We start from the raw sequence: 24480 nt of genomic DNA on the forward strand, positions 1-24480 counted from the left end.
GAGTCAGGTCAGGTTGATCATCGCGTGCTTGACGCGCGTGTAGTCGTCGAGCGCGTAGGTGGACAGGTCCTTGCCGTAACCGGACTCCTTGAAGCCGCCGTGTGGCATCTCCGACAGGAACGGCAGGTGGTCGTTGACCCATACGCAGCCGAAGTCGAGCGTGCGGATGGCGTTCATGGCCGTCCCGACGTCGCGCGTCCAGACCGAGGCGGCCAAGCCGTAGGGCACGTCGTTGGCGTAGCGGATCGCCTCGTCGGCGTCGGCGACGCGCTGCACGGTGACCACGGGCCCGAACACCTCTCCTTGGACGATCTCGGCGTCCTGGGTGACGCGGGTGACGATCGTCGGCTCCACGAACGCGCCGGTCGAGCGGCCGGTGGAGCCGCCGAGCAGCAGGTTCGCGCCCGCGTCGACCGCGCGGTCGAGGAAGCCGAGCACGCGCTGCTGCTGGGCCGTCGACACGACCGGGCCCATCTCGATCGCATCGCCCTCCGCAGGATCGCCGACGCGCAACGAGGCCGCAGCCGGGACGAGCGCCTCGAGCAGCGCGTCGTACACGCCGGACGTGGCGATCACTCGCGTGGCCGCGGTGCAGTCCTGGCCGGAGTTGCAGAAGCTCGCCACCCGCAGGCCGGCGGCGACCGCGGCGGGGTCGGCGTCGTCGAGCACCACCACGGGCGCCTTTCCGCCGAGCTCGAGATGCACGCGCTTGAGCGTGTCGGCCGCGGCCTGGGCGATCCACTTGCCCGTCGGCACGGAGCCGGTGAGCGAGACCAGCGAGACGTCGCGGTGGGTGACGATCCCGCGGCCGACCGGATCACCGGCGCCGGTGATGACGTTCAGCACGCCGGACGGCAGGATGTCGGCCGCCAGCTCCGCGAGCCGCAGCGTGCTCAGCGGCGTCATCTCCGACGGCTTGAGCACGACGACGTTGCCGGTCGCGAGCGCCGGCGCGATCTTCCAGATGGCCATCATCAGCGGGTAGTTCCACGGCGCGATCTGGCCGACGATGCCCACCGGCTCACGGCGCACGAACGACGTGTGAGTCGGGCTGTACTCGCCCGCTGCGGGCGCGTGCTGGGTGCGCGCGGCGCCGGCGAAGAAGCGCAGCTCGTCAGCGCAGATCGGCAGCTCCTCCGCGGCCAGCGAGCGCGGCTTGCCGACGTTGGCGACCTCGAGCGCGGCCAGCTCGGCGGCGTTCGCATCGACGGCGTCGGCAAGGGCGAGCAGGGCCTCCATCCGCTGCTGCGGGGTGGTGTCGCGCCAGCCGACCCGCGCGGCGCGGGCGGCGTCGAGCGCCCGCTCGACATCGCCTGGGTGCCCTCGGGCACGCGTCCGATCGTCTCGCCGTTCGCCGGGTTCAGGATCTCGCGCGTCTGGCCTTCGACCGCGTCGACCAGCTCGCCGCCGACGAGGTTGGGCAGCGTCCGCGGCTCCACGGCGGTGCTCATCGCACGGCCTGCGCGGCGGTCGCCTGCTCGATCGCGGCGGCGAGGCGCTGGACGTCGGTCGGCTCGACGTCGAGCAGCGGCTCGCGCACCGGACCGGTGGTGAAGCCGGTGAGGCGCGCCGCGGCCTTGACGGCGGCCGGGTAGCTGAGCGACTCGAGCACCTGGCACAGCGGGAACAGGCGGGCCCACAGCTCACGCGCGGCCGGCAGGTCGATGTCGTCGATGAGCAGCCGGTGCAGCTCGACGCACTGCTCGGGCACGATCGAGGCGACGCCCCACACGACGGCCTCGCAGCCCGACGCGAGCGCGATGAACGTGTGCGTGTCCCAGCCGTTCAGCACCACGGGACCGCCGGTCTGGATCAGCTCCTGCGCAGCGGTGGCGTCGCCGCCGGTGTCCTTCAGACACGTCACGCCCGGGAGCTCGGCCAGCTGCTCGGCGGTGAGCGTGACGCCCGTGGCGCCCGGGAGGTTGTAGTACATGATCGGGACCGAGATCGCGTTGGCGACGGCCTGGAAGTGGGCCTTCAGCTCGCGCCAGGACGGCGCGTCGTAGAAGGGCGGGACGACCATGACCGCGGCGGCGCCGGCCTGCTCGGCGTGCACGCTCAGGTCGACCGTCTCGCGCGTGCTGAGCGCGCCCGTCCCGGCGATGACGGGCACGCGGCCCGCGGCCGTGTCGACGACCGTCTCGACCAGGAGCTTGCGCTCCGCGACGCTGAGCGTCGTGAACTCGCCGGTGCTGCCGCCGGGGACCAGGCCGCCGACGCCCGCGGCGATGAGGCGCTCGACGCCCGCCTCGAGCGCCTCGGTGTCGATGGCGCTGCCGTCCTCGGTGAAGGGGGTGATGAGCGCGGGCAGGACGCCGTGGAACTCAGACATGGGTGACCTCTCGGATTCGTGCTTCCACTCGTTCGGCGGCCGCCATACCGGTCTGGGCGGCAGCTTCCATCGTCCCCAGCTCGGCGAAGTAGTCGCCGGCCAGGTGCAGGTTCTCGTGGGTGCCCAAGGCGCCCTCCAGCGCGGGTTGCAGCGCGCCGCGTCCCGGGCTCGCGTAGACGTTCCCCAGCGGCCAACGGCGCACCGTCGCCTTCGCGATTCGTCCGCGTGTCTCCGGGTACATCGCGTGCAGGTCCGCGAGGAACCGCTCGGCGATCACCTCGTCGCTCTCGCGCATCAGGGCCGCGGCTTTCTGGGCGCCGGTGAAGAGCATGAGCGAACCGCCGGGCTGTCGGGGGCCGACGCGGAGCGCATGCGCTTGGTTGGTGAACATGTCGAACGTCCGGCCGGGCGTCGCGATGGCGTAGACGCCGTCGTAGGGCATCGCGGAGGTCTCGTTGGTCTCGACGGCGACGCTCAGGAACGCGCCGTAGGTGAGCTTGGCGAGAGCGTCCGCGGCCTGGGGAGCCACCGGGCCGACCAGCGGCGCGGCGAACGGCGCGTTCGCGGCCATGATCACGTGCCGAGCGCGGATCTCCTCGTCGCCGGCCCGGACCACCAGGTGATCGCCGTCGGGCCGGACCGCGTCCACCGGGCTGCTGGTGCGCGCCCGCTCGCCCAGCACCTGGCCGAGGGCCGCGGGCAGCTGTCCGGTTCCACCGCGGAGGTTGCGGGCGATCAGCGACCCCTTGCCCGCCCACACGAGCGCGAACAGGCCGATGCCGGCGCCGGCGGCGAGCTCGTCGAGCTCGCCCGTCGCCCGTCGTGCGGCGCAGGCGAAGATCTCGCGTACCTTGGGCGGGAGCGGACCGAGGAACTCCGCGAATGTGCGGTCGTTCTCGAACTCGTAGCGGTTGGGCGCGGCGTGATAGCGGCGCACGGCCAGCTGGACCTTCAAGCCTGCGCGCGCGAACGCCACCCGCTCGCGCACCGACAGCGGCAACCGGAAGGGGTAGGACTCCACCCGCCCACCCTCGAGGACGGCGCCGTCGACGGCGAGGCCCATCATCCCGCCCGTGACCGGCACGGTCTCGAGCGCGAGCTCCTGGGTGATCCGATCGACGAGCGTGCCCGGGGCAGGGAACAGGTGCGCGCCGTAGTTGAGCCAGTAGTCGCCGCACGGATCCGATCGCATGCGGCCGCCCAGCCGGTCGCCGGCCTCCAGTAGCAGCACGTCGTGGCGGCGCAGCCGCCACGCAGCCGACAGGCCGGCGATCCCGCCGCCCACGATCACCACGTCCCGAGTCATGTCGAGCATCATCGGGGCCTCGCGAGGCCTGAGGTAGGCTCCGTTGCTTGGCGCAGTCCAAAGCAGAGCTTTTGTCTCTTCAGCAGCTTCGCTGCTTCTGCGCTGCCCTCGAGCTGGGGTCGTTCACCGCCGCCGCTGAGACGCTCCGCGTGTCCCAACCCGCGGTGGCCGAGCAGATCCGCAAGCTCGAAGCCGCGCTCGGCCTGGACCTGTTCGTGCGCGCGGGCCGCGGCGTCCAGGCCACCGAGGCCGGCCGCCGGTTCGCCGAGCACGCGACGCGGAGCCTGCAGGCGCTCGAAGACGCCGCCGCCAGCATCACGGAGTTGACCGAGCTGCAGACCGGCACGCTCGCGATCGGCGTGTTCGGCGGCCCGGCGGCCTGGCGACTCGATGAGCTGGCATTGGCGTTCCTACGCGCCCATCCCGACGTCTCGCTGCGGTTCGTCGGCCTGAACTCGTCGGTCATCGCCGACCGCGTTCGCGAGGGCGAGCTCGAAGCCGCGCTGGTCGTGCTCCCGATCGACGACGACCGGCTCGACGTGCGGCCGATCGTGCGCGACGAAGTCGTGTACGTGAGCGCCGACCCCGAGCGAACACGCGAGCCGGCGACCATCGCGCGGCTCGCGGCCACGCCGCTGATCTTCTACGACGCCGAGTCCGCCGACCACGACCCGATCCGCCGGCAACTCGCCGAACGCGCGCAGGCGCTCGGGCTAAGACTGCAGCCCAAGGTCGAGGTCGAGCTCAAGGACATCGCCCTGCGGCTCGTCGCCGCGGGCCTCGGCGACACGTACCTGCCGAGTGCGTTCACGCGGCTGCCGTACTACCCGGACGGTCTGCACACCGCCTCATTCGAGCCGGCCATGTACGACACATTCGCCGTCGTCACGCGAACCGGGGCGCGACTCTCAGCCGGCATGCGTCGGCTGCTCGACGACCTCGAGACGCACATGCGCCGCGTCGCCGACGAGCTCGACGAGCGCCGCTGACCCAAGCTTCGCCTTCGGCTGCCCCAAGCAGGTCCGTCTACCGCGCAAGCAGGGCCTCGCCCTCCCGCTGTGGGACGACGGCCCAGCTGCCCTGCGCGGTCGACGTCGCCGACTGCCGGGTCTCCGTCGTGAAGGTCACCCAGTCCGGGTCGGAGGACCAGCTGCGGGACGCTCGACCAGCGCCGTCACGGCGTCGGGACGATGCAGCACCCACGTGAGGTGGAACGTTCGCTGCACCTGTCGTGCCGCACCCGTTGCCAGTCCCCCAAGCGCAACGCTTCGGGAACGAGCTTCACCACCGCGCGAGCGGGATGGTCGCGGCGCTGCGCGTCGCCTGCACCCAGTCCGTCAGCGCGCCGCCGGCTTCCTGGGCAGCCACCACCTCGCGCACGAGACACGACTTGCCGATCCCCGCGGCGGCCTCCACCACCACGCTGCGATCACGCAGCGCGGCGTCGATCTCCTCGAGCTGCGCCCGCCGCCCGATCGCCGCGCCAACGTACTCGATCGCCTGCGGAGGACAAGTCCGGCGACGAAGATGCACCTGAAGAACGCCACGCCCAGCTCATGTCCACGAGATCGGCAGGCGGAGCGGGTGTCTGCACGTCCGTTCACGGCGTCGGTGCCCGCAAGAGTCGAGTCGTGGCGAGCGCCGCGAGCAGGCTCATGCAGACGGCCGAGCCGACGCACCAGACGCAGATGGCGTTCAGCTCGAACACCTCGGCGTAGGTCAGCCAGGCGGAGAACGCGAGTCCGCACAGCGCCAGCAGCGCGGTGATCGAGCGCGTGGTCTCGGTGTCCCGGAACAGCGAGCCGAGAATCGCGGCGTAGCCGAGGAGGCCGAGCAGCGCGACCGGGACGCCGATGAGCTCCGCGTAGCTCGACTTCTGGACCGTCGCGCAGCCGTGGGCGATCGCGCAGACGGGCTCGGCGCCCGCGTAGTGCACGATCGTCAGATAGCTCGCGATCGCCAGGCCGGCGACGGCGACGGCGAACGTCGCGAGGCGGGTCACAGCGCCTTCTCCAGCGCGGCGTGGATGTCGCCCGCGCCGACCAGCAGGACGTGCGGCTTGCCGTTGCCCTTCGTGATCGTGAACGTCGGCGTCGCGTTGGCGCCGACGGCCTTCGCGTCGCGGTCGGCGGTCACGATGGCCCGCGCGGCGGCGTCCGACTTCGCGTAGGCGAGCGCGGCGTCCGCGTTCACTCCCGCGGTGGTGGCGACGCTCTTGAGGAAGCCGTCGGTGGCGTAGCCGGAGTTCTCGGTGCCCTGGTTGGCGTAGAAGGTCTCGACGAAGCGCCACAGCTTGCTCTGCTGCCGTGCGCCGGCGGCGACGCGGGCCGCACGCACGGAGTCCGGGCCGATGAAGTGCAGTGTGCGCAGTTGGAGCTTGACCTTGCCGGTCTTGACGTAGTCGTTGACGAGCGTCGGCAGCATCGTGGTGGAGGCTTCGGCGCAGATCGGGCACTGGAGGTCGACGTACTCGGTGACGGTGACCGGTGCCTTGGGGTTGCCGAGGACGCCGTGCGTCTCGGGTACGCCGTCGACGACGGTGCTGCGGGTGAGGTGTGCGGTCGGCGTGGCGCTGCGGCTGGGCCCGGCAGAGACCAGCGTGGCGATGGCCACCACCGCGGCGGCGGCGACGAGGGCTGCGCCGAGGACGCTCAGGCGGCGACGACGGGCGGACTTGGCGGCTCGCGCGGCTTCAAGCGCCTGACGATGGGCACGGCGCTGCTCGCGTTCGCTCTTGTTCGTGCTGGGCATGGAGGGAACCCTCGCGCCGCGGGGCGCCGGCGTCGTCAGTACACGGCTACTGGTCGTGCGCCGGCGCACTACGTACTGCGCGCCGACCGCCGGGCACGAAGGTGGCCGTCAAGCCACGAAACGGAGCCGCAGATGTCCATTGCCCCGCTGCGCGAGATGGTCGACCGCCGTCACAGCCGGCGGCGGTCGCTGACACCGGACTTGATCATCGCCCGGTAGACGAGGTTCTCGACCGTGCGGACGGAGATCGCGAGCCGCTCCGCGATCTGGGGGTTCGACAGCCCGCGGCGGACGAGCTGGACGATCTGCTGCTCGCGCGGCGTGAGCGCGACCGCCGGCGCGTCCAGGCCGTCGATCACGGGCGGCTCGGTGCCCTGGTCGGGCTGGTGGAGCTCGGCGGCGCGCGCGGCCGCGCGGCGGGCGGAGTCGTGGCGTGCCTCGTCGAGGAAGCGCGCCGCGGCCTCGGTCGCGGCTTCCATGGCGAAGCACACCCGCTCCATGCCCGCCAGCTGCTCGGCGACGGCGAGCAGGCCCGGGCCGTCGCCGTGGGCTCGGGCGGCGGCGTGTGCGGCGAATGCCGCCACGAGCCGGCTGCGGCTACGCGCGGTCGCCGCGCGCAGCTCCGCCGCCACGTCGACACCGCAGCGCAACGCTTCGTAGAGGAGGTGGGCGCTGTGCACCGGGAGTTGCTCGATCTGCGCGGCGCCGGCCACGAACACGTCGCCCGCCTCGGCGTCGCTGCGCAGCCGCGCGGCCCAGCCCCGTGCGCGCAGCACCTGGGGCAGCTCACGGGCGAGCGGCGCACCCCCGCCCAGCGCCGCGTCCACGCCGGCCATCGCCGTCTGCGCGCCCTCGAAGTCGCCCAGCGCCGAGGCCACGCCGACCTGGTAGGCGCGGACGTACAGCAGCACGCCGGCGTGATCGTGCCGCGCCGCGTGCGTCTCGGCTTCCGCCAGGTGCAGCGCGGCGTCGCGGTAGCGCCCGCGCATCAGCTCCCGGTAGCCCAACGCGGTCGCGGCGAGCGCGGCGCCGTCGTGGTCGCCGCGTCGGACCCTGGCGCGCAGGACCGTCACCGCCTGCGCGCGCATGTCGGCCGCGCCCTCGCCCGTCTCCTGCTCGATCTGGCCCGCGACCGCGAACGCGGCCACGCCGAGCGGGCTGTCCGGGTCGAGCGACGCGCACGTCCGGAGCGCGATCGCGGCGGCGGTCTCCCCGTCACCGGCGAACAGCGCCGACATCGCGGCGAACGCTTCCAGGTTGAAGCGCTCGCCGTCCGGCAGCGTCGGGTCGGCGAGCGCCGGCTCGAGCTCGGCCACGACGGAGTAGCCCTCATTGATCGCGGTCTCCATGCGCCGGGCCAGCGCTACGCGACCCGTCCACGCGGGGTCCGGCGACCAGGTGAGTGCGCGGTCCAGCAGGGCGACCGCGTCCTCGAGGCGGCGCAGCTTCCAGGTCAGGTTCCAGGCTCGCTGCTGGACGTAGGGGAACGCGAGCGGCTCGCCCGGGGCGAGCGGCTCGGCGCGGGCCAGGACGGCCTCCGCCTCCGCGTTGCCGTTGCGCAGGATGTGCGCGCGAGCGAGCGCCATGGCCGCCCGCAGGCCGGCCACGGGCGCGACCAGCTCGGCGGCCAGGTCCGGATCGCCGGCCCCGTTGGCCGCCTCGGCCGCGTCGAGGCGCAGCACGTCGGGCAGCTCGGCGCCGGCGTCGAGCCGCAGGCGCGCGACGCGCAGCGTGTCGCCCGGCGCACGCGGCGAGCGGCGTTCGAGGGCGTCAGCGAGCTGGACGCGCAGCCGGCGTCCGCGCAGCACCGGCAGCGTTCCGGCGACCACCTCCCCGAACAGCGGATGCCCGAGCCGCGCCGCGCCGTCCGGCTCCAGGGCGACGAGGCCACGCTGCTCGACGTCCCGCAGCGCCGAAGGCGAGGTGAGCGCCGTCAGCTCCGCGTGGGCGAGCGGCTCGCACAGCGACAGCAGCTCCAGCGGGGCGCGCTGGGCTGAGTCGAGGTCCTCCAGGCGGGTGGTGAGGAGCTCCCGCAGCGAGGTGCTCACACTCGGCTTGCCGGTCAGCCGCCAGAGGCCGTGCGCCGCCGAGAGCGCGCCCGACTCGACCGCGCCACTGACCAGCTCCTCCACGTAGAGCGCGTTGCCCCCGCTGGTCTCGCGCACCCAGTGGCGCGCCATCTCGTCGGCCGGGCCGCCGAGCAGGCCTTCCACGAACGCGTCCACCGCCACCGGGTCGAGCGGGCCCAGCTCGATCCGGTGCGCGCTCTCGGCGACCGCCGCGATGGCGTCAGGCAGCGCCTCCCCGGAGCGGACGGTGGCCAGGACGCACACCTCGCGCTCGGCGAGGTGCAGGACGAGCGCGGCGGAGACGGGATCCAACCGCGGCGCGTCGTCGACGGCCAGCACGATCCGGCGCCCGTCCGCCTGCTTGCGCAGCGCGTCGAGGCTGCCGCTGTGCACGTCGTCCACGCGCGCGTCCTCGGGCAGGAGGCCGACGAACGCGGCGAGCGGGATGGCCGCGGCGCTGCGGGTCGCCTGCACCCAGGCCGTGAACGCGCCTCCCGCCGCCTCGGCCGCGAGCGCCTCGCGCGCCAGCCGCGACTTGCCCTCGCCCGCGGGCGCGATCACCACCACGCTCCCGGCGCGCAGCGCGGCGGCGGCCTCCTGCAGCTCGGACGCGCGGCCGACGAGCGGTGCCATGTCCGTAGATGTAACCGGACGCGGCGGCCGGGGACGCGTGAGGCCCCGCCGTGGGGCGGGGCCTCGTGTGTGACCGGGTGTCGCGCGTTGCGCCTAGTAGGGCTGGCAGCCCCGTGGCGCCGGGCTCGCGTGCCACTGGTTCTGCGGCGCGAGCGGCAGTGACTTGATCCGCAGGTAGTCGAGCGCGAAGTAGGGCATCATCGCGCCGGCGTTGGTGGTCGCCGACGGGTCCGTCGTGGTGGAGACCGGCAGCCCGAACACCGGGTTGGTGAGCGTGGGCGGCATCCCGATCTGCTTGAGGTTGTCGGTCATGCCGTCACGCGTCGCCCAGCCCTCGCCACTGCCGTTGTCCATGCCGAGCAGCCAGTTCGCCGGGGTGGTGGTGCCGTCGGTGCCGCTGCTGGGCCACTGGCCGCCGCCGGTGAGGTTGCTGAACGGGTGGCCGGCGGCGCCCATGTTGGCGGAGCAATACGGGTTGGTGCCGATGGACGGGTCGGCGGAATAGGCGCTGTAGGCCGTCCCGAGCATCGTGCCCCACAGCCACTGGGCGGTGGCGTAGGAGGCGCCGCGGACGAACGTCGACTGGCTGTTCGTCGTGTCCGGGGTGTGGTTGAGGAAGAAGCGCGCGCCCTGCTGGAGCTTGACCGGATCGGCGTCGATCAGGTCGCCGTAGTAGCTCAGGTCGGTCGACGCCTGCTGCAGCGCGGAGTTGAGCGTCGCTGCGGCGGTGTCCCGGGTGACCGTCACGTTGTCCATCAGCGGCTGCGGGTTCCAGCCGGGCTCGGTGGTGCCGAGGAGCGAGAAGGCGCCGGAGAGGAACGTCATCGGCGCGCCGATCTCGGGGAGCACGGACGCCATGTCGGTCATCGCGCTGAGGTAGGCGGGCAGGTTCGAGGGCGTCGCGTCGTCCGCGGTGCCGCCGAGCGCCTTGTTGATCGCGTCGCCGATCGTCGCGGCGTCGACGATGCCGTTGACCTTGGTGGTGCCGAACAGGTTCTGGAACTGGATGATCGAGGAGCGGACGTTGAGGACGTCGGTGAGCTCGGCGAAGAGCGTGGTCTTGGCGGTCGTCATGTCCGCGGCGGTGTATCCCGGGCCGGCGGCGGGCGTGATCGCGTTGACGTCGTCCTTGAGGTTCTGGACCGAGGTGGTGTTGGTGTTGCAGTAGTCGCCGCGGATGACGTCGGGCGCGTCCGGGCAGGTCGGGACGGTCGGGACCCAGCCCTGCGCGGTGGCCTCGGCGGCGATCGCCGCCAGCGCGGCGTTCTCGCCCGCCGTGCCGGCGCGCAGCGTGCCGTCGGGGTTCCGGACCCAGTTCGCCCAGCTCGACGGGGCGCCGTAGATGAGCGGCATCAGGCCGTAGCGGTTCTGGCCGTTGGGGTCGGGGGTGGCGGAGTCGGCGTTGAACGGGATGTAGTCGTTCGCGTTGGCGTCGCGCACGAGCAGCGCGGTCTGCGTGCCGGTCGTGCCGGTGCGCTCGAAGCTGGCCTCGGCGGCCGCCCAGGCGCTCCACTTGTTGTTGGCGGTCGGCGACTGGGCGGTGATCAGCGAGTACACGCCGCCGGTCGGGTCCGCCTTGCCGTTGAAGCGGCTGACCACGTCCGCGCGGCCGCCGAAGTTCTGCAGCGTCTGGGCGATGTAGGAGGTCACCGGGATGGGCGGCAGCTGCCCGAAGCCCTGCAGGAGGAACGTGGTGTTCTGGGCCGCGTGCTCCATGTCGTACGCGAGGTGGCCCGGGCCCTGGTCGTCCAGCGACGTCTGGTCCGAGGCGTTGACGCCGTAGACCTGGCTCGACTGGACGTTGCCGTCGTTGTCGAGCACGACCAGCTGGTAGCCGCCCGTCATGCCGTCGGGCAGGGTGACGGGGAAGGTGTTGGCGCCGACCTGCATCGTGTTGGTGGTCGGCGTGTCGGTGCCCTCGCGCGTCTTGACCTGCAACATGTCGCTGCCCACCCAGGTCGCGTCGTCGGCGCTGTCGCTCGACGCGGGCTTGATCCAGCCGTGCAGGTTCGTGAACGGGTTGCCGATGGTCAGGCTGCCGGAGGGTGCGTTCGGGGACGCGTTGTAGGCGACCTGCTGGTTGCCGATCCAGATCGCCGACCCGAAGTTGTCGGACGAGTAGCGGACGCCGTGGTTGAACCAGGCGCCGATCGTGATCGTCCCGGGCGTCGGTGTGATGTTCTGGTCGGTGCCGTTGGCGATCGGGGCGAGCGTGGTCTCGTCCAGCTGGACGAACGTGTCGGTGGTGCTGTCGGTGAAGTTGGTGTCGCCGGCGTAGGGCTGACCCTCGATGTAGAGCTTGTTCTCGGGCGGACCCTGCTGGCCCGGGTAGCCCTCCAGGTCCGTGCCGACGTACAGCCCGGACGCACCGACCGTCGGGGCCGCGTCGAGCGTGATGGTGTCCTGGCCGGCGGTGTTGGCGGCGGCCGCCGACGCCTGACCGGGCTTGGCCTGCGTGGCGCGCAGCGCGAGCTTGTACACGCCCGGCTTGTCGGCCTTGAACTGCGGCTTGACCGCGTTGGCGTTGCGCAGCACCGGCTTGGAGCCGGCGGGCTGCTTGACGATCCGCCATGCGTAGCCGAGCTTGGCGCCCTTCTGCGTCGCCTTGGAGGAGCTGGCGTCCAGGGTCATCCACTGCTTGGGCACGATGGCCTGCTCGCCCGGCCCCGCGTCGGCGAGGGGGCGCGCGGCGCTGCGGTTGAAGGTCCACCGCTTGACGGCGTAGTTGCCCTTGCTGTCCCACGTCTCGGCGACGAACTGGTTCGGGCCCACCTTCAGCCCGTCGCGAGCGGAGACGACCCACTGGCGGGCGTCGAGCGGACGGTTCGCGCGCAGATCGCTGACCGTGCGGCCGTTGACCGACAGCCGCGCGTAGGTGGGGGTCTTGGAGCGGACGGAGACGGACGCGCCGGCTCCGGTGCGCACCCGCAGCCGCGAGGCCTTCCCCTTCGGGATGATGAACGCGATCCGCGACGCGGCGCCGCCCTTGCCGCCACGGCCTCGCGCCTGCATCAGCAGCGTGTTCTGGCCGGGCTTGAACAGCGAGCGCGGCAGGTTGGCCACGAAGGCGTTGCCGCGCTTGGTGAAGCGCTTGGAGATGTCCTGCGTGCCGTTGAACACCTGCACGCGGGTGACGCCGGGGCCGACGCTGATCCGGACGGGCACGGTGTTGGTCTGGATCAGCGCGGCGTTGCTCGGCGTCGCGAAGCTCGCGGTGAGCGAGTTGGTAGGGGCGGCGGCGGCCTGCGCGGTGCCGGCGCCGACGAGTGAGGCCATGGCCGCGAGGGCCAGGGAAGCCTTGAGCATCTGGTGCCTTTCGACTGGGGAGGAGTGCAACGTCAGTCATGCTCCACCCGCCGGAGGAGGCGGCTGTAGGTACGCCGCCACTGCTCTTGTCCCGGCCCGTACTGAGGTGTGAGTACGGCGATTACGTAGCGGTCCTGGAACGCCAGAGCGCCCGGCACTTCGGCCGGGCGCTGAGGGGGGAGGATCGTGGTCGGCCGCTGGGCGGCAGCGGGCCCTGCGGGTCAGTCGAGCGGGATGCTGAAGGCCCCGTTGGTGATCGGGATCGGGCGGCCGTTGCCCACGGTGGCCGTCACGGTGGCGCCGTCCGGGATGGTGGCCGTCCCCGAGATCGAGTCCGCGCCGGCCGGCGTGTAGCCCGTCAGCACCCCCTGCATGGCCGCCGGAGCGCTCACGCCGATGCCGTTGGCGCTGACGGTCAGGCCGCCGGCCGCGTTCGTGGTCCAGACGAGCGGGCCGCCGGTGAGCGTCATGTCGGAGGGGTCGAAGTTGACGTCGACGTTCTTGTACGCCGGCACGTCGACGCTGATCCTGACCGGCTGCACGGCGGCCGCGCCGGAGTCGATGAACAGCTCGGCCTTGCCGAACGTCAGCGGCAGCCTGGGGTCGGCACGGCGCGAGAAGGCGGCCAGCGAGCCCGAAGCCGGTCCGGGCACGCGCCGCGCCCGCAGGGTCAGCGCGCCTGAGCGCGTGAGCTGCGGGTGGGTCAGCTCGACGATCATCGTGTCGTGTCGCGCCGGGGCGCCGTCGATGGTGAGCGCCGCGTTCGGCGGGTCCGCCGCGAAGCCCGCTTCGTCCCACCCGGAGACGAAGCGCCGCAGCGGCACGCTGGACGAGGTACGTGCCGGACGGTCGGTGAACGCGGTCAGCTCCGCGGCGGGATCGCGCAGCGTGAGGCGGTAGGTGTCGTGGCCGGTGGGCGTCAGCGCGCCCGCGCCGGCGGTCGCGAGGTAGAGGTCGCCGCCCGGGGTGGTGGCGGCATGCGCCGCGGGAGCGGTCAGGGCGCCGGCGAAGGCCAGCGCGGTGGCGGCCGTCGCGACGCGACGGAAGGAGGACATGACGATCTCCTGGTGGTGGTTGGCAGAGGGGAGGTCAGGCGGCCGGCTTGACCTGGAAGCGGGCACCGGCGGCCGTCGAGAAGGTGCCGGTCTGCGCGTTCAGGGACCACGGGGCGGGCAGCGTGCTGCCCGGACGGGCGAGCAGGCGGCGGAACGAGCTCATGTTCGTCGAGCAGGTGCTGCGCAGGCTGGTGAACTGGTACGCCCCGGCCGGGAAGGCGATGCCCGCGATGCGGTCGTCGTGCTCGACCTGGAAGACGCCGGGGCAGCGGCGGCCGGGCGTGGTCGCCGAGGCGGGGGTGCCGGGCGCGGCCGGCGCGATCGTGAATCCGAGCGTGCCGGCGGAGAACGTCATGGTCGCCGGATCGAGCGTCCAGGGAGCGGGCAGCACGCCGTCGTAGTCCTGCAGGAAGCGGCTGAAGCGCTGCGTCGCCTGCGTGCTGGTGAGGCCACCGAACGGCGTCAGCGTGTAGGCGCCGGCGGGCACGCCGACCGCTCCGATGTGGTCGTTGTGCAGCACCTGGAACGTCGGGGCCGGCGGGGAGGCGACGGGGGCGGCCAGCGCGCGCGGCGCCAGCACGACCATCGAGGTGAACGCGGCGATCGCGGCGACGCGGGCCGTGGCGAGGAGGAGGCTGGTGCGGAACATGGTCACCACGATCGCGGCGATCGGCCGACCGGTCTTCAGTACGCGACTACGCATCTCGCTCGCGTCACGTACGCAGGATCGAGCTCGTCGTCGCGGTTGCAGCGTTCGCCCGGCGGCTGGTCCGCTCCGGCCGGTCGCCGCCACGCAGTACGGGCGACCGCGAGTGCAGTACCGAGCTACTGAAGATCCGCGCCCGGAACGCGTCGATGCTCCATGTCGACCTGATCCTTCCTCCCCAAGGAGCCCCGATGCGCACCAGAGCCGTCACCGCCCCGCCGCCGCCGCTCTTGGCCTGTAGCGGCGCCTTCGTCCTCCCCCTGAAGCCGGTGCGATGCCCGCGCTGATCACACCCACCGACCCCGGCTACGACCAGGCCCGGCAGGCGTGGAACCGGAGCGCCGACCAGCGCCCCGCGCTGATCGCCGAGGCCGAGTCCGAAGCCGACGTGGCGGAGGCGTTCCGCGTCGCCCGCGCGGCCGGTCTGCGGGTCGTGCCCCAGGGCACGGGCCACGGTGTCGCCGCGCTGCCGGACCTCAGCGACGCGCTGCTCCTGCGCACGGCTCGGATGGACGCCGTCAGCGTCGATCCGCCGACCCGGCTCGCGCGCGTCGGAGCGGGCGCGGTGTGGCGCGACGTGATCGCGGCCGCCGCTCCGCACGGCCTCGCCGCGCCGCACGGGTTCGCCGCCGGCGTGGGCGTGACCGGCTACCTGCTCGGCGGCGGCCTCGGATGGCTCGCGCGCAGCCATGGCTTCGGCTCCTCCCGCGTACGGGCCTTCGACGTCGTGACCGATGACGGCGAGCGCCAGCGGGTCGATGCCGAGCAGCGTCCGGAGCGGTTCCGGGCGATGCGCGGCGGCGGCCCGGACGGGGTCGTCGTGACCGCGATCGAGCTCGAGCTGATCGCACTGCGCGAGCTGTACGCCGGGACGCTGCTGTGGCCGTTCACGCAGGCCATGGACGTGTTCGAGGCGTACCGCGCCTGGATCGCCACCGTGCCCGACACGGTCACGTCCTCGCTGCGGCTCCTGCACCTGCCGGACGGGCGGGCGCTGGTGCAGATCACGCTCGCCTACCAAGGCGCGGACGGTGACGCGCTCGTCGCTCCGCTGCGGGCCGTCGCGCCGCGCCTGGCCGACACAGCGGCGATCGTCCCGGCGTGCACGCTGGGGACGATCGCGGGCGACCCCGAGGCCCCGATGCCGGCCGCGAGCCAGAGCCTGCTGGTGCGCGAGATCCCGCCCGCCGAGGCGTTCGTCGCCCTGGCCGGGCCGACGGTCGGCATGCTCGAGCTGCGCCACCTCGGCGGGGCTCTGCGCGAGCAGCCCGGCGCGATCGGCGGCGTGGACGCAGCCGGGCTCGTGTTCGCCTCAGCAAGCCCGGGGACGGCCGCGTTGGACGCCGTCCGGCCCGCACTGGTCCCGTGGGCGCACGCGCGCGAGACCCTGCCGACGTTCGACGAGCGGGTCGGGGCGGCACTGACCGCCGCCTAGCGCTCGTCACCGCAACCTCAGTCCCGGAGCACCGCACGGCGGCTGCTCCCCTCTCCCCTCCAAGCCCCCGCGAAGGAGCTCCTCCATGTTCCGCAAGACCGCCATCGTCGCCGCGCTCGCCGCGCTCGCCATCCCCGCCACGGCCAACGCCGCCACCCCGCCGATCCAGAGCCACACGTACCACGTGTCGGTCAAGCCCGGCACCCTCGCCAACGGCCAGGACACGGTCACCGCCAACGTCAAGGTCACGAACCCGGAGAACAGCGTGCGTCGCTTCTGGAGCCGCTCGACGATCCAGTCGATGGTGCGCGAGGGCATCGACAACGGCTACGAGATGCCGTACATGAGCCAGGGCTTCCGCTGCACCCCGGTGCTCGACGGCAGCATGAACGCCAGCACGGCGCACTTCACCTGCAAGCTGCAGGGCGCCGACGTCCCGACCGGGGTGACCGTGACGTTCACGGCTCCGTACCTCCCGCCCACGGCCGGCTGAGCACCCACCCGCTCGCGCACGCGCCGGCGCCATGAAGTCACGGAGAGGCCCCGCCCCGGCGGGGCCTCTCGTCGTTCTACGTAGCTGCGTCGGTGGCGAATGCAGTAGCGCGTTACTGACGAACGGGGGCGCCGCAGCGTCGATCGTTGCCCTATGCCAACGACCACCATCGAAGCCCCGCTGCGCTCGGCTCTGCACGAGCTGCAGCTGCGGCGGCTGCGCACGGCGCTCGCCCGGCGTGAAGTCGCCGTCCCCGTCGAGACGCTCGCCGACCTGCGCCGGGTCCCCTTCACCACGAAGGACGACCTGCGCGCCCAGTACCCGCTCGGGATGATGACCGTGCCCACCGACGAGCTCGCGCGGCTGCACTCCTCCAGCGGGACGAGCGGCCGGCCGACGATCGTCGGCCACACCTACCGAGACCTCGAGATCTGGGCCGACCTGATGGCCCGCAGCCTCGAAGCCGCCGGTGTGCGTCCCGGGACGATCGTGCACAACGCCTATCCCTACGGGCTCACGACCGGCGGCTTCGGCTTCCAGCAGGGCGCCGAGCGCCTGGGCGCGACGGTCGTGCCCGCCGCGGGCGCGCCGCTCGAGGTGCAGGCCGCGCTCATCCGCGACCTGGGCGCGCAGGTGCTCTGCTGCTCGCCGTCGTTCGCCGCCCAGCTCGCCGACGTGCTCGGCGACAGTGCGCTGGAGATCGGCCTGTTCGGCGGCGAGATGTGGACGCCGAGGCTGGGCCGGCGGCTCGAAGCGGCGCTCGGCCTCAAAGCGCTCAACACCTACGGGCTGAGCGAGGTCATCGGGCCGGGCGTGGCGAGCGAGTGCCACCTCGGTTGCGGCATGCACGTCAACGAGGACCACTTCCTCGTCGAGGTCGTCGATCCGGCGACGCTCGAGCCGCTCGGCGACGACGCGCTCGGCGAGCTCGTCATCACGACGCTCACGCGCGAGGCGATGCCCCTGATCCGCTACCGGACGGGCGACCTCACCTCGCTCACGACGCAACCGTGCGCGTGCGGCCGGGTGACGGCTCGCCTGCACTCGTTGCTCGGCCGCCGCGCCGACTCGCTCGGCGGGCTGTTCCCCTCGCAGATCGAGGAGGTCCTGCTCGCGGAGCCCGGCGCCGGGCTGACCTACCAGATCGTCGTCGGTCCCTCGCAGCTCGAGCTGCGCTGCGAGCCCGTCGACCGCTCCGTCGACCCCTCGGCGCTCGCCGACCGCATCGCGGCGGCGCTGCGCAAGCAGCTCGGCCTGGACCCGGTCGTCTTCGTCGCACCCCCGGGCTCGCTCCCCCGCTCGCCCGGCAAGGCCGTCCGCGTCGTCCACGCGTAGTTCCTCCCCAACCCCACCAAGGAGTCCCTCATGAACCGCAACACCGCCCTCGCCGGCCTGGCCGCCACGGTGGCCGCCGTCGCCATCACCGCGCCCGCCGCCCAGGCCCAAGAGATCATCGCGCCGGACCCGACCCCGACGCCCACGCCGGTCCCGTTCATCTCGCCGGCCAACCCGGCCGTGCCGAACGCCGGCCCGGCCGTCCGCTTCGGCCAGTGCAAGGTCGCGCGCAGCGCGCACGGGTACACGTACGCGGTCTGCTCGATCAGCGCCGATGACGTGCCCTACCTGCAGACGGTCGGCGTCGGCTACGCGTCCAGCTTGAAGACGTTCACTCCGCGCACGAAGGCCAAGTGGGCGACGCAGCGCGGCACGCTCTCGCTGACGAACGACATGGACGGCGAGGCACCGGGCCCCGGCACCATCACGGGCACCGTCAAGCTCGCGTTCAAGGGCCTGTCCGCGGCGCAGGTGCGCTCGTCACTCGTCCTCGCGTCGACGGGCGCCACCGGCGCCGCGGTGCTCCAGCCGATCGCCACGACCGTCTGAACGAGCATGCGGTCGCCGATCTCCTCATTGGTCGCCGTCGATCCGTTCGGCGACCGCCTGCATCCCGGCCCAGGGGCGGCGTTCGTCGTCCTCGCGGCCTTCCTCGTCTCCTTCCTGGTCATCCGCACCAGCGCCCGCATGACGCGCAGCGTGTCGTGGTGGCCGGGCGGGATCGAGACGCGCGGCGTGCACGTCCACCACCTCGTCTGGGGGATCGGGCTGCTGCTGCTGACGGGCTTCCTGTCGTTCGCCGCGCCGCTGGAGGCGCCCTGGTGGCATCTCGTCGCGATCGGCTTCGGCGTCGGCGCCGGCCTCACGCTCGACGAGTTCGCGCTGTGGGTGCACCTGGACGACGTCTACTGGCAGGAGCAGGGCCGCACGTCGTTCGACGCCGTGGCGTGCTCACTGGCCTTCGGGGCGCTCGTCGTGCTGGGCACGCGCCCGTTCGGGCTGGACGAGCCCCTGTCGCTCTGGGGCACCTGCGCCGTCGTCGCGGGCGTCGTCGCCCTCTCCGGCGTGGCGTTCGCGAAGGGGCGCGTGCTGCTCGGCGTGATCGGGCTCTTCGCACCGATCGCCGCGCTGTACGGCGCCGCGCGCCTGGCGCGGCCGGCGTCGCCCTGGGCGCTGTGGCGCTATGACGCCGACCAGCGGGCGCGGGCCGCGGCGCGCTTCGACGCCTCGCGGCCGATCGAACGTCTACGGATTCGTCTCGGGGACCTGATCGCGGGGCGCCCATCCGAGGTGCGGTCATGACCGCTCTCGGGACACCCACGCGCTATGAGCGCGACCACACCGCAGCCGATCTGCACGGCCGCTTCGCCGGCCTGGAACCGGACGCGTGCACGAACGTCTCCGTCCGGGTCGCCGGCCGGCTGATGCTGATCCGGCGCCACGGCGGCCTGGTGTTCGCCACCCTGCACGACCAGACCGGCGACGTCCAGGTCATGGTCTCGCGCGCGATGGACGCGTTCGCGGACGCCGAAGGGCTCGACCGCGGCGACTGGATCGGCGTCGCGGGCACCGTGATCACCACGCACACGGGCGAGCTGACCGTGCAGGCGGACGAGATCCGCCTGCTCGCCAAGGCACACCGGGCGCTGCCGGACAAGCACCGTGGCCTGGTCGACCCCGAGCTGCGGCTGCGCGAGCGTCACCTCGACCTGATCGCCAACCCCGCGACGCGACACGTCTTCGACGTGCGCTCGGCCGTCGTCTCCTCGGTGCGCTCGACGCTCATCGAGCGCGGCTTCACCGAGGTCGAGACGCCGGTGCTGGAGGCGTCGGCCGGCGGGGCGACCGCCCGGCCGTTCACGACCCACCACAACGCCCTCGACACCGACTTCTACCTGCGGATCGCCCTGGAGCTGCCGCTGAAGCGCCTGGTGGTCGGCGGCTTCGAGCGCGTGTTCGAGATCGGCCGGGTCTTCCGCAACGAAGGCATCGATACCTCGCACAACCCCGAGTTCACGCTGCTGGAGGCCTACCAGGCCTTCGCGGACTACGAGGACATGATGGAGCTGGTCGAGACGATCGTCGCCCGCGCCGCGCTGGCCGCCACCGGCAGCACCCGCGTGGGCGGCATCGACCTCGCCCCGCCCTGGCGACGGGTGACGATGGCCGAGCTCGTGGCCGAGCACGCCGGCGTGGCGATGCACCCGTCGATGCCGCTGGCGGAGGCGCGCGCGATCTGCGACGAGCTCGGGATCCTGTACGAGACCGGGTGGGGGGCCGGCAAGCTGATGGCCGAGGTCTTCGAGGCCACGGCCGAGCACACGCTGATCGAGCCGACGTTCGTGCTCGACCACCCGCGGGAGATCTCCCCGCTGGCCCGTGCCCACCGAGACGATCCGCACCTGACCGAGCGCTTCGAGGCCTTCGTCGGCGGTCGCGAGCTCGCCAACGCCTACAGCGAGCTCAACGACCCCGTCGATCAGCGCGCGCGCTTCGAGGCCGAGGGCTTCGTGGACGAGAGCTACGTGCGCGCGCTCGAGTGCGGGCTGCCGCCGACGGGTGGGCTCGGGATCGGCATCGATCGGCTCGTGATGCTGATCGCGGACGTGCCGAGCATCCGCGACGTGATCCTGTTCCCGGCCCTGCGGCCGGAGCGGGGCGAGGTGCAGGGGGAGCCCGAGCCGGCAACGGCTCTCGAGGTCGACGCCGAGCCGCCGATCCGTCGCCCGCGGCTGCCACGCGTCCTCGGCGCGGTCACCGGCCTGGCGGGCGCGAGCCTCGTGGCCGAGCATGCCTTCGGCTCCGTCGACCACGTCCCGACGGCGGTCATCGGCGTGCTGCTCGTCGTCCTCGCCACCGGCCTGTGGGCCGCGCGTCGGCGGGCGTGGACAGCCGCGGTGATCCTCACGGCCATGATCGCGGCACTGCGGTCCTCGGATCCGCAGGTCCTGTTCCCGGCCGTGGCGCTGCTCGTGACGCTCGTCTGGCACCGCCGCGCGTTCGACGTCCGCCGACGGCGCCGAGCGGGGGCGACGACCGACGCCGATCGCGAGCGCGCCCGCGCGCTGGTGCTCGCGCACGGCACCGGCACGCTGGACTACTTCGCGCTGCGCCCGGACAAGCAGTACTTCTTCACGCGCGCCGGGGACGCGATGCTCGCCTACCGGACCATGGCCGGGCACGCGTTGGTCTCCGGTGACCCCGTCGGGCCGCCCGAGGCGCACGAACGGCTGCTGGGCGAGTTCCTCGACCACTGCCGCCGGCATGGACGGCGCGCGGCGTTCCTCGGCGCGCGTGAGGCGGACCTGCCGCTGTACCGGCGCCACGGGCTGCGCTCGGTGTACCTGGGCGACGAGGCCGTGGTGCGCTGCGACGCCTTCACGTTGGAGAACAAGAGCGTGCGGACGGCGGTCAACCGCGTCGGCCGCCAGTGCAGCTTCCGCCTGATGCGCGAGGTCGATGCGCCCGAGCCGTTGCGTGACGCGCTGAACGCGCTGCGCGAGCGGTGGCGCGACGGCGCGCAGGAGCGCGGCTTCACGATGGAGCTGGGCGGCGGCGTGCGCGGCGAGGACCCGGAGCTGCTGCTCGCGGTCGCGTTCGCCACCAACGGACGCCCGCTCGGGTTCCTGCGGCTCGTGCCGTGCTGTGGGAGCGAGCCCGGCTGGTCGCTGGACCTCATGCAGCACGACCCGGACGCGCCGAACGGGATGACCGAGTACCTGATCGCCATGACGGCGACCGAGCTGCACGGACGCGGCGACAAGCGCCTGTCCCTGAACTTCGCCACCTGGGGCCGCCTGTTCGCGCAGGACGCGCGGCTGAGCGTGCCCGAGCGGGCGCAGCGCCGGCTCGCGCACGTGCTCAACCCGTACTTCCAGATCGAGTCGCTGCGCGACTTCAACGCGAAGTTCGACCCGGAGTGGGTGCCGCGCTCGATCGTCGTCCAGGACCCCGAGGACCTTCCGTGGGTCGGCGTGCTCTACGCCGCCGTCGAAGGGTTCATCGCGTTGCCGCGGCGCGGGCGCTGAGCGCGCCGAGCACGACCGCCAGCGGGTGCTCGATCCCGAGCCAGCTGAGCGACACCGGCAGCAACGCCACCGCGCCGACCACGCCGACCGCCCGTCCGAGGCGGTCGTGCGTGGTCATCAGCGCGCCGAGGGTCGCCCCGAGCACGCACGAGACGCCGTAGTCCGGCTCGCGCGTCGCCGCCTCGGCGCCCGCCAGCAGCATCAACGCGTAGGCGACGAGCGCCGAGCCGACGTGGCCGACGAGCGCGGCGCGCCACCAGGCGCCCGCTCCGACACGGCGGATCGCGAGGGCGGCGACCGCCGCGGTCAGCCCGACCTGTGCGAGCGGCAGCGGCGGCTGCGCGGCCAGCGCGCTCGTGAGCAGCAGCCACACGCGCCCGTGCGCGACCGCCTCCGCGGTCGCGGGCGCCACGACGCCCACCGCGGCGACCGCGAAGTAGCCGCCGGCGAGCGCGACGAGCACGCGGTCGCGCCTCACGCGAGGCCGGTGATGCCGGACGGCCACGAGTACGCCGTCCCGGCGCGTCACGTGGCCCTCGCGAGGCCGAGGATGCCGCCCAGCGCGACGCCCAGCGCGACGAGCGCCGCGACGACCAGCGGCGGGCTCGTGTGCAGGCGCTCGCCGAAGGCGAGCACGCCGATCAGCACGCTCGTCAGCGCGTCGAAGGCCATCTGGGCGCCGACCGCGATGCCGAGCGAACCGGCGCGCAGCGAGGCCTGCGAGCGCTCGAGGCTCGCGGCGCCGACGACCGCCAGCGCGACCAGGTGCCAATCGAGGAGTGTGTGGTCGGCGACGACCACCTTGGTCAGCGCGGCGCTGACGCCGAACAGGACGCCGGTCGCGCAGCCGATCCTGACGGCGCCGCCGCGCAGGCCGAGGACGGCGACGGCGCACGCCCCGAAGATCGCCACCCACGCGGCCGGCGCAGCGTCGCGGTGCCCGCCCGCCGGGTCGGCCAGCGTGACGAACACCGCCAACCCGGCCAGGACGGCGACCGCCGCCAGCGCCTCGCGGCGTGCCACCCGCCGGCGCTCGAGTGGGAGCGCGAACACGACCGTCGACACCAGCAGCGGCTGCACCACGGCGAGCCGGCCGACGGTCAGCGCCGCGGCCTGCGCGAGGAACCCGAACACGTCGGCGGCGATCCCGGCGAGCCAGCGCGGCCGCCGCAGCAGGCCGAGCGTCGAGGTGTGCTCGACCGCCACGCGCTGCTGCAGCGCGGAGCCGACGGCGTAGAGCAGCGCGGCGCCGAGCGCGAGCGAGATGGAGAGCATGCCCGGAGCTTGGGCCCGGGCCCGCCCGCCGTCATCAGTACTGCGCTACGGCACTTGCGAATGCAGTAGTCCACTACCGATGCCGTACGGCCGCGGCGACGCGATCGTGATGGCATGGACTTCACCACCGACACCTTCCGGGAGGGCTTCGACGCGCTCCTGGCAGCCGCTGCCGCGGGCGCCGCGGATCTCGGGGAGGTGTTGGAGACCTCCGCCCGTGTCGAGGACGGTGACGCGGACTCGTGGCTGCGCGAGTGGACCGCCGCCGGCGGCGTCGCGTGGGCCGAGGCGAACCGCCGCCAGGACGCCCGCCGCTACCTGCACGCGGCCACGTACTACGCGGCGCCGCTGCCACTGATCGGCGACACCGACGGCTCGGTCTCCGAGACGGCGCTGTGGCGCCGTCAGCGCACCTGCTGGGAACGCGCCGTCGAGCTGTTCGGCGGCGAGCGGATCGCGCTGCCGTACGAGCGCGCGACGCTGCCCGGCTTTTTCTTCCGCGCGGCGGGCGCGGGCCGCCGGCCGCTCGTGATCGTCGATCACGGCGGACGCGAAGCGACGTCGCAGGCCTGGGCTCGCGAAGGCGCCGCTGCACACGCCCGCGGCTACCACTGGATGACCTTCGACGGCCCGGGGCGCCAGGCGGCGCTCGTCGAGCAGGGGCTCGTGCTGCGGCCCGACTGGGAGGCCGTCATGACGCCGGTGCTCGACGCGCTGATCGCCCGCGACGACGTCGACAGCACGCGCATCGCGGCCGTCGGGGTCGAGCACGCCGGCTACGGCGTCGCCCGCGCCCTCGCGTTCGAACACCGGTTCGTCGCGGCGGTCGCCGATCCCGGCGTCCTCGACGTCTCGACGCTCTGGACGGATGCTCTGCCGGCGCGCGCCCACGAGGCGCTGGTCGCGGGCGCCCGCGAGCACTTCAACCGCGAGATGCACCTCGCGGGTCTGTTCGACCCGGCCGCGAACGCCCTGCTCCGCGGTCGCGGCCGTTGGTACGGGCTGGTCGGGCGGACGCCGTTCGACCTCTACTCGCGCGTCCGCGAGTTCCGGCTCGACGACGAGCTGGAACGCATCACCACCCCCATCCTCGTCCGCGAGGACCCCGACGAACGCCGCTGGCCTGGCCAGGCACGCACGCTCTTCGACCGCCTGCCGACCGGTGGGCATCTGCTTGGCGCCGTCGACCCCTTCGACTGGCTCGACCGCATCCTCACCCCGTAAGGAGCCCCATGACCGTTCTGCCGATCCTCCTCTTCGTCATTCCCTGGTCGATCTGGCGTCAGATGCACGCTCGACCCGTGACGGTGGAAGCCCTCGTGAAGCTGCCGTTGATCTTCGGCGTGGTGGCGACCGTGGTCGCGCTCACCGCTCACACGCACACGGTCACCGTCGCCGCGGTCGTCTACAACGCCGCCTGCGCCGTGCTGGCGATCGCGTTCGGCGCCTGGCGCGGCACCCGCGTGTCGATCTGGCACGAGCAGGACACGCCCATGCAGCGCGGCAACCGCACCACGCTGACGCTGTGGATCGTGATGATCGCGCTCAAGATCGGGCTCGGGACGCTGGCCGCCGTCACGGGCTGGATCCCGGCGGAGGGCGCGGCCGCGATCCTCGCCTTCTTCGCGCTGACGATGGCGATCCAGAACGTCGCCGTCGCCCGCCGCACTCTGTGGGCGCCACGTACGCCGGTGGGAGCCGCCGCGTGAGCCGGTAGGGGTTCACAGGGGCAACACCGGCCCGTAGAGTCCGGTCT

At 73.1% G+C, this 24480-nt stretch carries 20 protein-coding genes and 1 pseudogene; 9 read left to right on the forward strand and 12 right to left on the reverse strand.

The window, feature by feature from the left end; all coding sequences use genetic code 11:
* Positions 1-3 precede the first annotated feature (3 nt).
* From C8N24_RS14190 to C8N24_RS14200, 3 genes and pseudogenes are all read right to left on the reverse strand, one after another.
* Positions 4-1451, reverse strand: a pseudogene (locus C8N24_RS14190) (aminobutyraldehyde dehydrogenase).
* Positions 1448-2332, reverse strand: a complete 885-nt coding sequence (locus tag C8N24_RS14195; RefSeq protein ID WP_121250770.1) for a dihydrodipicolinate synthase family protein — start codon at positions 2330-2332, stop codon at positions 1448-1450. The pseudogene C8N24_RS14190 and the gene C8N24_RS14195 overlap by 4 nt, the downstream one beginning before the upstream one ends.
* Positions 2325-3638, reverse strand: a complete 1314-nt coding sequence (locus C8N24_RS14200) for a protoporphyrinogen/coproporphyrinogen oxidase (protein ID WP_170179085.1) — start codon at positions 3636-3638, stop codon at positions 2325-2327. Before C8N24_RS14200 ends, C8N24_RS14195 begins: the two co-directional genes overlap by 8 nt.
* Positions 3639-3709: 71 nt before the next feature.
* Here C8N24_RS14200 and C8N24_RS14205 point away from each other — a divergent pair, with 71 nt between their 5' ends.
* The gene (locus tag C8N24_RS14205; RefSeq protein WP_245971917.1) at positions 3710-4627 is read left to right on the forward strand and encodes a LysR family transcriptional regulator; all 918 of its coding nucleotides are present in this window, start codon (positions 3710-3712) and stop codon (positions 4625-4627) included.
* Between the two features lie 292 nt (positions 4628-4919).
* Here the strand turns inward: C8N24_RS14205 and C8N24_RS14210 are convergent, their stop codons facing one another.
* From C8N24_RS14210 to C8N24_RS14245, 7 genes are all read right to left on the reverse strand, one after another.
* Positions 4920-5171 carry a P-loop NTPase family protein gene (locus C8N24_RS14210; RefSeq protein WP_121250773.1) on the reverse strand — a complete coding sequence of 84 codons (252 nt, stop codon included), beginning with the start codon at positions 5169-5171 and terminating at the stop codon, positions 4920-4922.
* A 67-nt stretch (positions 5172-5238) separates the two neighbouring features.
* A complete protein-coding gene (locus C8N24_RS14215) occupies positions 5239-5640 on the reverse strand; it encodes a vitamin K epoxide reductase family protein (RefSeq protein WP_121250774.1) in 402 nt (133 codons plus the stop codon).
* Entirely contained in the window at positions 5637-6389 is a 753-nt protein-coding gene (locus tag C8N24_RS14220; protein WP_121250775.1) for a DsbA family protein, read from the reverse strand. The genes C8N24_RS14215 and C8N24_RS14220 overlap by 4 nt, the downstream gene beginning before the upstream one ends.
* Before the next feature lie 170 nt (positions 6390-6559).
* Positions 6560-9091 (reverse strand): helix-turn-helix transcriptional regulator, encoded by a 2532-nt coding sequence (locus tag C8N24_RS14225; RefSeq protein ID WP_121250776.1) that lies wholly within the window; start codon positions 9089-9091, stop codon positions 6560-6562.
* Positions 9092-9184: 93 nt separating this feature from the next.
* Complete coding sequence (locus C8N24_RS14230; RefSeq protein WP_121250777.1) at positions 9185-12397, reverse strand: hypothetical protein; 3213 nt, start codon at positions 12395-12397, stop codon at positions 9185-9187.
* Between the two features lie 221 nt (positions 12398-12618).
* A complete protein-coding gene (locus tag C8N24_RS14235; RefSeq protein WP_170179086.1) occupies positions 12619-13452 on the reverse strand; it encodes a hypothetical protein in 834 nt (277 codons plus the stop codon).
* Positions 13453-13486: 34 nt separating this feature from the next.
* Positions 13487-14155 (reverse strand): hypothetical protein, encoded by a 669-nt coding sequence (locus C8N24_RS14245; RefSeq protein WP_121250780.1) that lies wholly within the window; start codon positions 14153-14155, stop codon positions 13487-13489.
* 277 nt (positions 14156-14432) lie between these two features.
* Between C8N24_RS14245 and C8N24_RS14250 the strand changes: the two genes are divergently transcribed.
* The 6 genes from C8N24_RS14250 (at position 14433) to lysS (ending at position 21449) form a co-directional block, all read left to right on the forward strand.
* On the forward strand, positions 14433-15593 hold the full coding sequence (locus C8N24_RS14250; protein ID WP_121250781.1) for an FAD-binding oxidoreductase: 1161 nt from the start codon (positions 14433-14435) through the stop codon (positions 15591-15593).
* Between the two features lie 85 nt (positions 15594-15678).
* Positions 15679-16086, forward strand: a complete 408-nt coding sequence (locus tag C8N24_RS14255; protein WP_121250782.1) for a hypothetical protein — start codon at positions 15679-15681, stop codon at positions 16084-16086.
* Between the two features lie 153 nt (positions 16087-16239).
* Positions 16240-17421 carry a phenylacetate--CoA ligase family protein gene (locus C8N24_RS14260; RefSeq protein WP_121250783.1) on the forward strand — a complete coding sequence of 394 codons (1182 nt, stop codon included), beginning with the start codon at positions 16240-16242 and terminating at the stop codon, positions 17419-17421.
* 30 nt (positions 17422-17451) lie between these two features.
* A complete protein-coding gene (locus C8N24_RS14265) occupies positions 17452-17970 on the forward strand; it encodes a hypothetical protein (protein ID WP_121250784.1) in 519 nt (172 codons plus the stop codon).
* Between the two features lie 6 nt (positions 17971-17976).
* Complete coding sequence (locus tag C8N24_RS14270) at positions 17977-18723, forward strand: hypothetical protein (RefSeq protein ID WP_245971857.1); 747 nt, start codon at positions 17977-17979, stop codon at positions 18721-18723.
* Positions 18720-21449: a lysine--tRNA ligase gene (lysS, locus tag C8N24_RS14275; RefSeq protein ID WP_121250785.1), complete on the forward strand. Its 2730-nt coding sequence runs from the start codon at positions 18720-18722 to the stop codon at positions 21447-21449. The genes C8N24_RS14270 and lysS overlap by 4 nt, the downstream gene beginning before the upstream one ends.
* On the opposite strand, the gene C8N24_RS14280 is transcribed toward lysS, so the two are convergent.
* Together C8N24_RS14280 and C8N24_RS14285 are read right to left on the reverse strand one after the other, a co-directional pair.
* A complete protein-coding gene (locus C8N24_RS14280) occupies positions 21421-21927 on the reverse strand; it encodes a hypothetical protein (protein ID WP_121250786.1) in 507 nt (168 codons plus the stop codon). The two genes, lysS and C8N24_RS14280, sit on opposite strands and share 29 nt — an antisense overlap.
* 47 nt (positions 21928-21974) lie before the next feature.
* Complete coding sequence (locus C8N24_RS14285; RefSeq protein ID WP_121250787.1) at positions 21975-22724, reverse strand: DMT family transporter; 750 nt, start codon at positions 22722-22724, stop codon at positions 21975-21977.
* A gap of 114 nt (positions 22725-22838) precedes the next feature.
* On the opposite strand from C8N24_RS14285, the gene C8N24_RS14290 reads away from it, so the two are divergent.
* Both C8N24_RS14290 and C8N24_RS14295 read left to right on the forward strand, forming a co-directional pair.
* A complete protein-coding gene (locus C8N24_RS14290) occupies positions 22839-23948 on the forward strand; it encodes an alpha/beta hydrolase family protein (protein ID WP_121250788.1) in 1110 nt (369 codons plus the stop codon).
* 77 nt (positions 23949-24025) lie between these two features.
* A complete protein-coding gene (locus tag C8N24_RS14295) occupies positions 24026-24433 on the forward strand; it encodes a hypothetical protein (RefSeq protein ID WP_147447797.1) in 408 nt (135 codons plus the stop codon).
* Positions 24434-24480 lie beyond the last annotated feature (47 nt).

The organism is Solirubrobacter pauli (assembly GCF_003633755.1).
GTDB classification, from domain to species: Bacteria; Actinomycetota; Thermoleophilia; order Solirubrobacterales; family Solirubrobacteraceae; genus Solirubrobacter; species Solirubrobacter pauli.